Here is an 11,967-nt window from a genome sequence, read left to right on the forward strand (position 1 = left end):
ACAGATTGGAGTTTTTATATGTTATCCACGATTTTCACGTTTCTCCGCTCAAGTCTAGTCCCTTCAAAACAAGTGTTACGACTTCGTCTTGCGCCACTACATGCTTATATGGGCGCAGCTTTTATTCTGACGCTTGTCATCACTACGTTAGATTTTTTAGTAATTCGTCCTGACTTTTTTATTCCGATGTGGCTATTTTTACACGGCTTCGCAATCTTCTTTTTCTATTTGATTTGGGTATCCATCACTGCTTTATTCGTCCAATTGTTTACGAAAATCTATTCAAAAAATATGTTACCCTATCGTCAATCTTGGCCATATGCCGTGTCGACGACTCTTGTGCCGACTGTTCTGTTAGTCACGTTGTATCATATCAATTCAAATTTCATAGTTATTGGTTTGATTATTGGATTAGGGTATGTTATCTATCCTCTGACGAAAGTGCCACAAAAAAAACAACGTCGGGCGTCCTCTTGAACGCTCGACGTTGTTTATGTCGGTGACAATTCCTCAAGTGTTTGATTCAGCGCCTCACTTTGGTCTCCTAAGTTCGTGCCAGCATCTTGTAGTGAGCGTTGAACATTCGACCAACGATCTACCCCTTCATTTAAATCACTCAATTTCCGCTCAAGCAATGAACTGATTTCTCGTAACTTCTCATTCGATTCCATCAATTGAACGAGCCGCTCCCCTGTACTAGAGGTATGACAGTAATTTCCTGAAACTCGTCTAGCTGAACTTTAATCTCGTAATCAATCGTCTCGATACCAGTCTCGACATGATCGACGGCATCTTTTAGAAGGTGAATCTCCCCAATGAAGTCATTGACTTCAGATAGCAAGTCTGTTCGTTCTATGTTCAGCGCTTCAATGGCACTGACCGCTAGAAGCGTTGCCTCATTTGTCATTTTGGCCAAGTTGCCCACTTCATTCGCAACGACCGCAAATCCTTTGCCGTGTTCTCCAGCTCGTGCCGCCTCGATTGATGCGTTTAATGACAGCATTTTTGTCGCTGTCGAGACGGAGAGGATACTCTTTAGCGCTTCATCTGCCTTTGAAGAGTTCACTTCACTTTCCATAAGCTTTTGCTGAATAGACTCAACTTGACGCTCGACATAGGCACTGACTTCTTTCACTGCAGAGAATGTTTCAAGCTCTTCATGTAAAATTGATTTTAATCGATTCCCTCGTTCATCCACACTTGTAATTTGTTGTTCGAGCACTTCAATTTGTTGTGTCACTTCTCTCATTTTAGATGAAGACCCGCTCGTCACACATTGATAAGAGTGACTCGTAGACTCTACAGTGGCTGCGATTTCTCTAAACTGTTCCACTTGATGGTGACTGTTCAATAGCTCTTGTTTGAAGACTGGCAAGCTCTTATTAAATGCTATTGCAGTTTTCCCCATCATTGTCATCGATTGATTCCACAGATGAATGAACGCATTGAATTCCGTTTCTAACATATGTATTTCCTTTGACTTTGCTCCAAGCATTACATCGTCGAATCGGCGCTACTCGACAGCGCGACGTAACGAATTGGCTAGAACACTTAATGACTTTACTTCACGGTGAATGAACCGTGTAAACATAAAGGTCATCCCAATCATCGCAATCAATAAGATGTAAACGATATGCCTCCGTAACTCACTCATCGAACCGAGAACAGATTCTTTCGTGACGACAAGAACGTAATCTGCTTTCAGTTCAGGAATCGGTACGGAAGCAATTAATAATCGCTCTGTTTCTATCACTTCCGATTTAGAATTCTCAAAGATATCTTCTATAGAACTGTCTGCCGTTATTCCTTTCTTCCCTGTCAATTGCACGACCGACTGCTCATTCACTAAAAATTGAGCCGCATCCATCTCATCTCCCGATAAGATCGATGCTTGTTGCATATAGGTAGACTTCAGTGAACGATTCAATTGTTTCTCGTTAGCGACATAGGCACTGTATGAGGTCTAAATTGATTCTCGCATAACCGTGACTTCTCGCAGGAGACGTTGCTCAATCTCCGCTGACCACAGTTGTTCAGATTTTAGTGCGAACCAACTAAATGTGACGATGAGGATAAGAAGGACGATTGGCATCAGTGTCCATTGAAGACGGTGTGCCATTTTTAGACGTTTATTTTCTCTTGGTTTCATTTCTGGCTTTTTTGATTAGATGTCGTTTGAAATTCCACTTCACGTGTGCCACCTCTTTTTATAATCTGGCCTATATATCGGTCTTGAGACGGTGGAAAATTATGAAGTAGATGTTAAGATAACGTTATGGTTTGTAAAGAGCACACATCCGTTACGCATCCTAGATGCTTTTTCACATTCTTTTCGTTATGATAATGAAGAAACCTTATCATCTTAAATCGATTGGATTCTTTCCAAAAGAAGGAGATTACGTATATGTCAGAAATTTTGCATCGTTCATTAACACGTCCGATTCGTGTCGGTAACTTGATTATCGGGGGATCTAACGAAGTCATTATCCAATCTATGACCACAACGAAAACACATGACGTCGAGGCGACAGTCGCCGAAATCAAACGTCTTGAAGAAGCTGGTTGCCAAGTCGTTCGCGTGGCATGTCCAGACGAACGTGCAGCTGACGCATTAGCTGAAATCAAGAGCCGCATCAACATCCCGCTCGTCGTCGATATTCACTTCGATTACAAGCTTGCCTTAAAAGCGATTGAAAGTGGCGTCGATAAAATTCGCATCAACCCGGGTAACATTGGTCGCCGTGAGAAAGTAGAAGCTGTCGTAAACGCAGCAAAAGCAAAAGGGATTCCAATTCGGATTGGTGTCAACGCTGGCTCATTAGAAAAACAATTCCTTGAAAAGTATGGTTATCCGACTGCCCAAGGAATGGTTGAAAGTGCCATGCACCACGTCAAGATTCTCGAGGACCTCGGATTCTACAACACGATCATCTCGCTCAAAGCGTCTGACGTGAATCTCGCACTCGAAGCGTACACGCTCGCTGCGAAGACATTCGACTATCCACTCCATGTCGGAATCACAGAGTCTGGCCCGCTCTTCTCTGGCTCACTCAAATCAGCGGCCGGACTCGGCGCTATCCTCTCACTCGGTATCGGCTCAACTGTTCGGGTCTCGCTTTCAGATGATCCAGTAGAAGAGGTAAAAGTTGCAAAAGAAGTACTCAAGTCGTTCGGGCTTGCAGCGAATGCCGCGACTCTAATTTCTTGCCCAACGTGTGGGCGAATTGAAATCGATTTGATTTCGATTGCAAAAGAAGTAGAAGATTACATTCAAAATATTAACGTCAATATTAAAGTGGCCGTTCTCGGATGTGCGGTAAACGGTCCGGGTGAGGCTCGTGAAGCCGATATCGGAATCGCTGGCGCACGTAACGAAGGTCTCCTCTTCCGTCACGGAAAGATTATCCGTAAAGTGCCTGAAGCGACGATGGTCGAAGAATTGAAAAAAGAAATCGATGCCATCGCCGCTGAAAAAATGGCTGAACGTGAGCGCGAAGAACAGGAACTCGCAAATCAATCAAATTAACAAATCTCATTCCCGTACGGTTGCAACCGTACGGGTTTTTGATAGAATAGAGGGCATGTGAGGAGGAGTGATGAGATGCGAATCGGCATTGATTTGGACGGAACCGTTACAGATCCTAAAAGTTGTTTCCTATATATGAATGAATCACTCGGTTATTCGATTGATTATCATCGTGCGACCGAGTACGAGTTGCATACGTATACAACAATGGAGCAACATGAATTTTGGAAGTTTATGATTGAAGAGGGGCATGAAGAAGCGATTTACCGCCGTTCCCTTCCGCACTCCGATGTGCTTAATGTGTTATGGGAGCTAAAGCGACAACATCATCTGCATTACGTCACTGCCAGAAGTGAGGCCGTGCGACCGGTTACGGAAGAATGGATCAAACAGCATCGCCTTCCGCTCGATTCGTTGGTCATGACCGGTTCCCATGATAAAATCAATGTCGTCAAAGACTTGTCACTCGAACTGTTTATGGAAGATCGATATGAAAATGCAATCTCGATTCATGAAGAAACATCAATCCCGGTACTCCTATTCGATGCCCCTTATAATCGTAAGACGTTACCAGAGGGCGTGACCCGCATTTCGACATGGCGCGAGGCGCACCATCATGTCGCACAAATAGAGAAACAAATCGTTCTACAGCAACGTTAAAAGGCAATCCCGACGCAATCGGGATTGCCTTTTTAAATTCGTCCGAGCTCTTCGATTACATCGCTTGCTAGTACACTTGCGGGGTGTATCGTTCGACTAATCGATTTGGCGGCGAGCGCATGCCACAATACAGCTTGCTCACTAGGAGATTGAAGCTCACCTTTTCTTGACCAGAGCGCAAGTAAGATTCCCGTCAATATGTCTCCACTCCCACCTTTCGCTAAAGCAGACGCTTCTACGGTATTGACGGCACCTTTCCCATCAGGTGTGACGATGAGGGTATACGTGCCTTTTAAAATCAAATGAACTCGATGTTGTTTCGCGAACTCGCTGGCCACAGCGAAACGGTCCCCTTCGATTTCTTCAACCGATTGATTGGTCAGTCTGGAAAATTCGCCAGGATGAGGCGTTAAGATGAGCGGACCTCGTGTTTCTAAACGTCTCGTCGAGAGCGCACCCGCATCGACAATAATGGGACAAGACTGGTGCTTCACTTGTTGCCAGATGGTATCCATCCACTCACCTTCCACCATACCGGGACCAATTGCAATCGCATCATATGATTGCTCTAGAACATCCGAATGTTGATTGTACATCGCTTCAGGCAATGTTGAAATGAACGGGCTTGCTTCTCGTGGGATGGAGAGATTTAATAAACCAATCCCCGAACGAATCGCAGCACGACCTCCTAAAAATGGTGCGCCTAACAAATGACGACTTCCACCGATAAGTATACCGTGCCCATAGTCTGTTTTATGACTAAATCGGTCCCGTTCCAATAATGACCGATTGAAATCGGATTCGGTCAACACCCTCCAATCCGATGTATGCGGTAATCCAATATCAATTCGTTCAATCTGTCCGTAATATGTCGACGTACGATTTAAAAACGCAGTACGTTTGTATCCGTGCAAACAATATGTGCGTGTTGCCTGAATCGCCAGACCATCAAACTCACGTGCATGGTCACTCGGTATTCCTGAAGGAAGGTCAATCGATAAGACGGTTGCCATTTGTTGGTTCACCCATTCAATCACGTCTCTTGCTTTTCCAGTCACGGGACCAGACAGTCCGACTCCGAAAAGAGCATCAATGACAATATCCGTTGCTATAGGTTGGTCAATCACACGAACGAGCGAAGACGCATATGCCGCGTGTGTCGAAGCTGCCTCTGATTTACTATCACCAAGTGGTAACCATACACTCACCTCATGTCCTTTTACGGCGAGCTCTCTTGCGACGACCCAACCATCCCCTCCATTGTTTCCGGTACCACACACCACCAATATGGTTGAATGCGATTCGATTGGAAGTTTAGGCACGATTGCCGAGGCCGCCCGTTCCATCAATACCGACTCAGGCATCCCGTTTTGAGTAGCGGTTTGATCAATCTGTTTGATTTCTGCAGCTGTATAAATCATTTGAAGCCCCCCTTTCGATACAAAAAAGGAATTGAATCAATTCAATCCCTTTTGCTTACATTCTTTACAATACCCATATATCTCAAACTTATGGTCGACCACTTCAAATTCAGGATCGAGCGTTTCTACGAATCTCATTGGACACAAATCGAGTAGCTTCGTCTTCCCACAATTTCGACAAATCAAATGATGATGGTGGTAGTTCGCACTACACGTGACACGGAACGACTTTTCCCCGTCTAGCTCTGTCGCTTCGAGTAAACCTTCTTCAACAAACGATTTGAGATTCCGATAGACTGTATCAAAACTCATCGTCGGATGCTTATCCCGCATATATTCAAGCACTTCCTTCGCACTGATATAGCGGTCTTCTTCAGAGAGATAGGCATACATTTCCAGACGTTTCGGTGTGACTTTTAAAGAGGACGAACGAAGTCGGTCCAGTCTTTCTATCTCATTCATGATATACCTCCTTTTTCCTGAAACTTATCACTTTTTCAAGTAACATAACGATGGCAAGAATGCTGACAGCAATCAACACGATTACCCCACCTGGTGCGACATCGAGGTCATAGGCGAGGACAAGTCCACCGATTGTCGCGACCTCTCCAAAGATGACGGACCAAAGAATCGTCTGTTTGAAGCTTGAGGTGAAACGTAACGCAGCTGCGACCGGTAGGGTAATCAAGCTAGAGACGAGGAGCGTACCGACAATTCGCATGCTCACAGCAATGACAAGCGCAACGATGAACATGAACAGCGTGTGGAGCATCGTACTTGGCAGTCCAGAGACTTTTGCTTGCTCTTCATCAAATGACAAAAACAACAGTTGCTTATAAAAGATGATAATGACAACTAAGGTCACAACTGCTACACCAACAATCAATGATATATCAGATTGGCTCACTGCAGAAATCGATCCGAATAAGAGTGATGATAAATCAATAGAGAAGCCTCTAGAGAGCGATATGAAGATTGCACTGAGTCCCATCCCTGCAGACATCATAATTGGAATAGACAGTTCTTGAAAGTGAATATATTTCCCGCGCAACCAATTGAGCCCAAGTGCCGCTAGCACCGAAATTAACGTACCCATATAAAGCGGGTTTAGCCTAGCAAACAAGGCAATATATTGTCCAAGAAATAAGCTAAATGAAATACCGGCAAGGGTTATGTGTGACAGTGCATCGGCAATCAAGCTCATTCGTCTGACCACAACAAATGAACCAATTAAAGGAGCAGTGAAGCCGATGACAAGTGCCGCGATGAACGCATAACGTAAAAAACTATATGTCCAGAGATCTGCAATCATCTTGTACCCTCGTGAATGAGAACTTTGACAGGATATGGTTTGATGGATGATGCCAGTTCACCGAGCTCACTATATTCCCTTAAACCACAATTGCACGCCAATTTTCCATGATCAAGATGGACGACTTTCGTGACGAGGTCCGTCACAACGTTCAAATCGTGTGTGACGAGTACGAATGTACACGTCGTATGTTCTCTGAGCATATGCAATACTTCATAAAAATCCTGTAGATGCTTTTGGTCGACACCAACGGTCGGTTCATCGAGAATCAATAGATCGGGCTGGTTAACCATCGCCCGTGCGATGAAGACCCGTTGTTGCTGCCCACCTGATAATTCTCCAATTTTACGATGGCGAAACTGCCACATATTTACCGTTTCAAGAGCATTTTGAATCGCTGCTTGATCTTCTATTTTGAGACGTTTGAATAAACCAAGGCGACCATATCTTCCCATTGCTACGACCTCTTCCACCGTAACCGGGAATCCCGAGTTAAACGAGGCCGCTTTTTGGGAAACGTAACTGATACGAGACTTGTCTTTAAACTGCGAGATTGGCTTGCCAAAAAGTTCGACAGACCCTTGTTGTGGGTTTAGTAAACCAAGAATGGTTCGAATCAAGGTCGACTTCCCAGAACCGTTTTCTCCAACGATTGCGACAAAGTCCCCTTGTCGAATATCAATCGATACGTGTTGTAAGGCCGGTGTCCCATCATAGAAATAAGACACATCGTTTAATTTGACGACGGATTTTGTCATCTAATCCCTTCTCTCATTTGATAAATCGTAATCATTTCTACTTCCTAGGCGTTTGTATTATACAAAATATTAGACATGTCTTCAAGCAAGACCGGTTTCCCCCTCAGCGAAATGTTAAAATTCACGTAAATCATATGTTCGTTCAAAAGCTTGTCGATTACACTATTAGTATGAAGGGGATGGTTTTATGGAAAAGAAACTTGCAGTCATTGATATCGGGTCCAACTCGATCCGGAACGTCATTTTTGAAGTCAACGAGGAAGGACAATACTTTGAGCGTTTGAACGTGAAAGAGGTCGCTCGTTTATCCAGTCATATTAATGATTCGAATGAAATGACAGATGAAGGAATCGCTGCGCTCATCGATACATTACGTCATTTTAAGGAATTAAACGATTATCACACCGTTACCGATGTAGTCCCTGTGGCGACGGCTGCCATTCGGAACGCTAATAATTCGGATGAAATTTTACAACAAGTAAAGCTATCTACTGACATGACCATCCGTTTGTTAAGTGATTATGAAGAAGCGTATTACGGATACTCAGCCATTGTCAATTCGACCTATGTTGAAGATGGCTACTCGGTCGATATTGGCGGGGGATCAATGGAAGTCACCTATTTTCAGAACCGAGAGCTCGTCTTTTATCACAGCTTCCCGTTCGGTGCCGTCACATTGACAAAACAATTTATGAAAGACGATACAATGACGAAAGACGAACGTAAGGCATTGATTTCATACTTGAAGAAAGCATTTAAAGAAATTGAATGGTTGGAACCTCATGGCGCCCCACTTGTCGGTGTTGGTGGGACAGCTCGAAACTTAGTTCGTGTTGAACAGACCCTATCTCACTTTCCACTTGAAGGAATTCATCAATATACAATCTCTGCTGATCAACTTGAGGAAGTTGTAGACGAGCTCGTCGGAATGTCGAGTAAGCAACTTGGACGCTTGGACGGACTCTCTAAAGACCGCGTCGACATCATCGCACCTGCTGTCACAGCAATCGGAGAACTAGCAAAATATTTGAAAGTTCCTGAATTTACGATGAGTAACAATGGGCTTCGTGAAGGCCTCTTCTATGAAAACTATTTACATGAGCACGACAAAGTCCGTTTCGCCGACGTCAAAGAAGAGAGCTTCCGACATTTTGAAAAACAATATGATGTGAACCCCACCCGCCATCAACACTTGATTCGCTTGGCCCGTCAATTGTATACCGGATTGATTGAAGAGAAAGTGATTAAACCGAAACCGTTCGAACCAGGGCTTCTTGAAGGGTCCTGTCGCCTCGCTTATGTCGGAGAGTATATCGATCATAACAACAAGAGCGACCACACGTTCCATTTAATCACTACAAACGATTTTAAAGGGCTAAACAACGAGGACCGTCTCGCCCTTGCTCTCGTCACATCATTTAAATCAAAACGAGTATTAGAGCAACATATCGAAGCATTTCCGAAGTGGTTTGATCAAAAGTTGTTAAAGAGTCTTGAATTGCTCGGTTCCATTGTAAAGCTCGTCGATGCCTTCGATTTGACCGAACGCCAAATCGTCACCGAACTACATGTTTCTAGGTCAAAAGACGGACTTATACTCTCTCTTGATACGAATGGGTCTGCTCGTTTTGAGTTGCAACGAAGTACACGACATAAAAAGCATTTAGAACGCGCGATCGACCAATCGATTGAGATCGTTATAAGTGAGGAGGAATAAACATGTCCGACTATACGTATGACCATTTCAACAACCGTGAACTCAGCTGGCTCGATTTCAATGAACGTGTTCTAGAAGAGGCGATGGACGAGCGAAATCCGCTAATGGAGCGTTTAAAATTTTTAGCGATCTTCAGCTCAAATCTTGACGAATTTTATATGGTGCGTGTCGGTGGATTAAAGGATGAGGTACTCGCCGGGTTTAACCGTCCAGAAGATAAGACGGGACTTACTCCGAAACAACAAATTAAGTCGATTTCGATGCGAGCACAGGGACTCGTCGAGACCCAATATGCGACCTATAAAAAAATCACGAAACAGCTATCTAACCAGAATGTCCGCTTTTTACGCACGAAACATTTGAACAAGACACAGCAGGAATTTGTGAAAGAGTATTTTCGCACACATGTTTTTCCGGTCCTCACTCCGATTGCAATTGATGCCTATCGGCCGTTTCCAATGCTTTTATCAAAATCGTTGAATATCGCCGTCGAAATCGCTTCAAACAGCGAAGGAAAGAAACGACTCGCCCTCGTTCAAGTTCCATCTGTTCTTCCTCGTTATTTGGAACTGCCTACCGATGATGAGGAACATACAGATTTGGTTTTACTAGAAGATTTAATCATTCAATTTATCGACTCGCTCTTCAAAGGATTCGTCGTCGAATCAACGATGCCATTCCGAATTACCCGTAATGCTGATATGCCGTTCCATGAGGAAGACAGTCGCGACGTCTTGAAACAAATCGAAAAAGAACTGAAAAAACGACGTTATGGGGTTGGCATCCGACTCGAAGTGCAACAACGTTCATTACGAAAAGAATTGTTGTTCATGCTACAAGATGTCCTCGATTTACACGACCGTGACATTTTCATCGTCGATGGTCCAATCGACCTGACCTTTTTATTCGGTATATACAGCCAAATCGGGATGGAATACGATGATATGATCAATGAGACATTGATTCCCTTTATCCCCGAAGGTCTAGAATCCGGAAAAGATTTATTCCAAAGCATCGCCAAACAGGATTATCTGCTTCATCACCCGTATCACTCATTTGATCCGATCGTCCGATTTATCGCTCAAGCTGCAAAAGACCCGAATGTGTTAGCCATCAAACAGACACTATACCGAGTCTCTGGGGACTCCCCAATCATCAAAGCGTTGACCGATGCTGCAGAAAGCGGGAAGCAAGTGACCGTTCTCGTTGAATTGAAGGCGCGCTTCGATGAAGAGAAAAATATTCAATGGGCGAAGCAACTCGAAAAAGCCGGGGCTCACGTGATTTACGGTTATAAAGAACTCAAAACGCATTCTAAAATCACACTCGTCGTTCGAATCTTAGAAGGAGGAGTATTGCAGCGCTTCGTCCACCTCGGAACAGGTAACTATAATGACTCTACAGCAAAATTGTATACCGATGTTGGGCTCCTCACGACAAATGAGGAACTCGCTGAGGATGCCACAAACTTTTTCAACTGGTTGTCCGGTTATGGCGAAAGACCGTCCTGGCATCAATTTGAGACATCTCCCGATGATATGAAAGATTTTTTCCTCAATAAGATTGAAGAAGAGATTAAATTACATGAGAAGTATGGCAATGGACGAATTGTCGCTAAGATGAATTCGATAACAGATCGAGCTATCATCACTAAACTATATGATGCTTCCTCTGCAGGAGTAAAAATCGATTTGATTATACGTGGAATTTGTTGCTTGCGGCCAGGAATCAAAGGTGTCTCTGAAAACATTCGAGTCATTTCCATTATCGATCGCTATCTCGAACACTCACGAATCTTTTATTTCTATCAAAATGGCAAAGAAGACTTGTACTGTTCTTCAGCTGACTGGATGACCCGTAATATGAAGAAGCGGATTGAGATTCTCTTCCCTATCCTGAATACATCGCACAAGACGTATATCAAAGACATGATGGCTCTTCAACTCGTCGATAACGTTAAGGCAAGAAGACAGCGTTCTGACGGACGATATGTATATGTGAAAGGAGAGGCCAAAGAAGAAGAGATCCAGTCACAAATAATCATTCATCAATATACAGGTGGTCGTTGGAATAACATTCCAAGCGTCTTTGAGCGGGAACCTTCAAATTGGGCCGAACGTGAAGTCCTCCGTCTGCGATCTGAAAACGAGAAAATGACAGATGACTGATGTTAGACTTCTCAAAAGAAGAAAGTCATTGTATAATGAATTCGGTTACGTCGTTATAAAGCGCTTTCAATAAAAGAAACGGAGGAATTATACATGCAAGAAATTTTACTATCATTACTCGCTGGTTTGATTTGCGGTGCTATTTTTACAGCACTCAAACTGCCACTTCCGGCACCACCGGTATTACCAGGAGTTGTCGGCATCTTCGGGGTCTTCCTTGGAATGAAAGTCTATCAATTCGCTATGGCAAACTGGCCATTCTAAAAAAAAATGTCCCTCAAAAAGGGACATCAGCTTGTTGACGAACCAGGTCGCGTCTTGCGACCTGGTTCGTCCTTTTTTGTGGTTCCCGGTTTCTTGAGGCGTTCTGCCCCCATAAAATTGAAGAAATGCTATGTAGACAGT

14 protein-coding genes are annotated in these 11,967 nt (G+C 43.8%); 6 read left to right on the plus strand and 8 right to left on the minus strand.

The features are described 5' to 3' along the window. The first annotated feature begins 18 nt into the window (after positions 1–18). Positions 19–477, plus strand: coding sequence for a hypothetical protein (locus KNO76_RS05505; RefSeq protein ID WP_214701842.1), 459 nt, complete (start codon positions 19–21; stop codon positions 475–477). 14 nt (positions 478–491) lie between these two features. On the opposite strand, the gene KNO76_RS14000 is transcribed toward KNO76_RS05505, so the two are convergent. The 4 genes from KNO76_RS14000 to KNO76_RS14015 form a co-directional block, all read right to left on the minus strand. Then, the gene (locus KNO76_RS14000; RefSeq protein ID WP_251129035.1) at positions 492–671 is read right to left on the minus strand and encodes a hypothetical protein; all 180 of its coding nucleotides are present in this window, start codon (positions 669–671) and stop codon (positions 492–494) included. Then, a complete protein-coding gene (locus KNO76_RS14005; RefSeq protein ID WP_251127899.1) occupies positions 671–1,465 on the minus strand; it encodes a methyl-accepting chemotaxis protein in 795 nt (264 codons plus the stop codon). Before KNO76_RS14005 ends, KNO76_RS14000 begins: the two co-directional genes overlap by 1 nt. Positions 1,466–1,513: 48 nt before the next feature. After that, a complete protein-coding gene (locus KNO76_RS14010) occupies positions 1,514–1,900 on the minus strand; it encodes a hypothetical protein (RefSeq protein ID WP_251127900.1) in 387 nt (128 codons plus the stop codon). Between the two features lie 63 nt (positions 1,901–1,963). Beyond that, entirely contained in the window at positions 1,964–2,149 is a 186-nt protein-coding gene (locus KNO76_RS14015) for a hypothetical protein (RefSeq protein WP_251127901.1), read from the minus strand. 255 nt (positions 2,150–2,404) lie between these two features. Between KNO76_RS14015 and ispG the strand changes: the two genes are divergently transcribed. Together ispG and KNO76_RS05520 are read left to right on the plus strand one after the other, a co-directional pair. Next, the gene (gene ispG, locus KNO76_RS05515) at positions 2,405–3,526 is read left to right on the plus strand and encodes a flavodoxin-dependent (E)-4-hydroxy-3-methylbut-2-enyl-diphosphate synthase (RefSeq protein WP_026825695.1); all 1,122 of its coding nucleotides are present in this window, start codon (positions 2,405–2,407) and stop codon (positions 3,524–3,526) included. 75 nt (positions 3,527–3,601) lie between these two features. After that, entirely contained in the window at positions 3,602–4,186 is a 585-nt protein-coding gene (locus KNO76_RS05520; protein ID WP_026825694.1) for a hypothetical protein, read from the plus strand. 32 nt (positions 4,187–4,218) lie between these two features. Here the strand turns inward: KNO76_RS05520 and KNO76_RS05525 are convergent, their stop codons facing one another. From KNO76_RS05525 to KNO76_RS05540, 4 genes are read right to left on the minus strand one after another with little or no spacing between them, the layout of a single operon-like run. Next, entirely contained in the window at positions 4,219–5,607 is a 1,389-nt protein-coding gene (locus KNO76_RS05525) for an NAD(P)H-hydrate dehydratase (protein WP_214883368.1), read from the minus strand. A gap of 36 nt (positions 5,608–5,643) precedes the next feature. Beyond that, positions 5,644–6,069, minus strand: a complete 426-nt coding sequence (locus KNO76_RS05530) for a Fur family transcriptional regulator (RefSeq protein ID WP_214883371.1) — start codon at positions 6,067–6,069, stop codon at positions 5,644–5,646. After that, positions 6,062–6,919, minus strand: coding sequence for a metal ABC transporter permease (locus KNO76_RS05535; protein WP_214883374.1), 858 nt, complete (start codon positions 6,917–6,919; stop codon positions 6,062–6,064). Before KNO76_RS05535 ends, KNO76_RS05530 begins: the two co-directional genes overlap by 8 nt. Further along, entirely contained in the window at positions 6,916–7,677 is a 762-nt protein-coding gene (locus tag KNO76_RS05540) for a metal ABC transporter ATP-binding protein (protein WP_026825690.1), read from the minus strand. Before KNO76_RS05540 ends, KNO76_RS05535 begins: the two co-directional genes overlap by 4 nt. Positions 7,678–7,864: 187 nt before the next feature. On the opposite strand from KNO76_RS05540, the gene KNO76_RS05545 reads away from it, so the two are divergent. The 3 genes from KNO76_RS05545 (at position 7,865) to KNO76_RS05555 (ending at position 11,826) form a co-directional block, all read left to right on the plus strand. Beyond that, entirely contained in the window at positions 7,865–9,394 is a 1,530-nt protein-coding gene (locus tag KNO76_RS05545; RefSeq protein ID WP_214883377.1) for a Ppx/GppA family phosphatase, read from the plus strand. A gap of 2 nt (positions 9,395–9,396) precedes the next feature. Continuing rightward, positions 9,397–11,562, plus strand: coding sequence for an RNA degradosome polyphosphate kinase (locus tag KNO76_RS05550; protein WP_214883380.1), 2,166 nt, complete (start codon positions 9,397–9,399; stop codon positions 11,560–11,562). Positions 11,563–11,655: 93 nt separating this feature from the next. Next, the gene (locus KNO76_RS05555) at positions 11,656–11,826 is read left to right on the plus strand and encodes a DUF1427 family protein (protein ID WP_034770979.1); all 171 of its coding nucleotides are present in this window, start codon (positions 11,656–11,658) and stop codon (positions 11,824–11,826) included. The last annotated feature ends 141 nt before the right edge of the window (positions 11,827–11,967 follow it).

The sequence above is a fragment of the Exiguobacterium sp. s101 genome (genome assembly GCF_018617835.1).
GTDB classification, from domain to species: Bacteria; Bacillota; Bacilli; order Exiguobacteriales; family Exiguobacteriaceae; genus Exiguobacterium; species Exiguobacterium marinum.

Excerpts from the sequence above, each read along its gene's own strand:
- KNO76_RS14000 (WP_251129035.1), bottom strand. The coding sequence starts at position 671 with ATGGAATCGAATGAGAAGTTACGAGAAATCAGTTCATTGCTTGAGCGG.
- KNO76_RS14005 (WP_251127899.1), bottom strand. The coding sequence starts at position 1,465 with ATGTTAGAAACGGAATTCAATGCGTTCATTCATCTGTGGAATCAATCG.
- KNO76_RS05540 (WP_026825690.1), bottom strand. The coding sequence starts at position 7,677 with ATGACAAAATCCGTCGTCAAATTAAACGATGTGTCTTATTTCTATGAT.
- KNO76_RS14010 (WP_251127900.1), bottom strand. The coding sequence starts at position 1,900 with ATGCAACAAGCATCGATCTTATCGGGAGATGAGATGGATGCGGCTCAA.
- KNO76_RS05525 (WP_214883368.1), bottom strand. The coding sequence starts at position 5,607 with ATGATTTATACAGCTGCAGAAATCAAACAGATTGATCAAACCGCTACT.
- KNO76_RS05545 (WP_214883377.1), top strand. The coding sequence starts at position 7,865 with ATGGAAAAGAAACTTGCAGTCATTGATATCGGGTCCAACTCGATCCGG.
- KNO76_RS05520 (WP_026825694.1), top strand. The coding sequence starts at position 3,602 with ATGCGAATCGGCATTGATTTGGACGGAACCGTTACAGATCCTAAAAGT.
- KNO76_RS05555 (WP_034770979.1), top strand. The coding sequence starts at position 11,656 with ATGCAAGAAATTTTACTATCATTACTCGCTGGTTTGATTTGCGGTGCT.
- KNO76_RS05505 (WP_214701842.1), top strand. The coding sequence starts at position 19 with ATGTTATCCACGATTTTCACGTTTCTCCGCTCAAGTCTAGTCCCTTCA.
- KNO76_RS05535 (WP_214883374.1), bottom strand. The coding sequence starts at position 6,919 with ATGATTGCAGATCTCTGGACATATAGTTTTTTACGTTATGCGTTCATC.
- ispG (WP_026825695.1), top strand. The coding sequence starts at position 2,405 with ATGTCAGAAATTTTGCATCGTTCATTAACACGTCCGATTCGTGTCGGT.
- KNO76_RS14015 (WP_251127901.1), bottom strand. The coding sequence starts at position 2,149 with ATGAAACCAAGAGAAAATAAACGTCTAAAAATGGCACACCGTCTTCAA.
- KNO76_RS05530 (WP_214883371.1), bottom strand. The coding sequence starts at position 6,069 with ATGAATGAGATAGAAAGACTGGACCGACTTCGTTCGTCCTCTTTAAAA.
- KNO76_RS05550 (WP_214883380.1), top strand. The coding sequence starts at position 9,397 with ATGTCCGACTATACGTATGACCATTTCAACAACCGTGAACTCAGCTGG.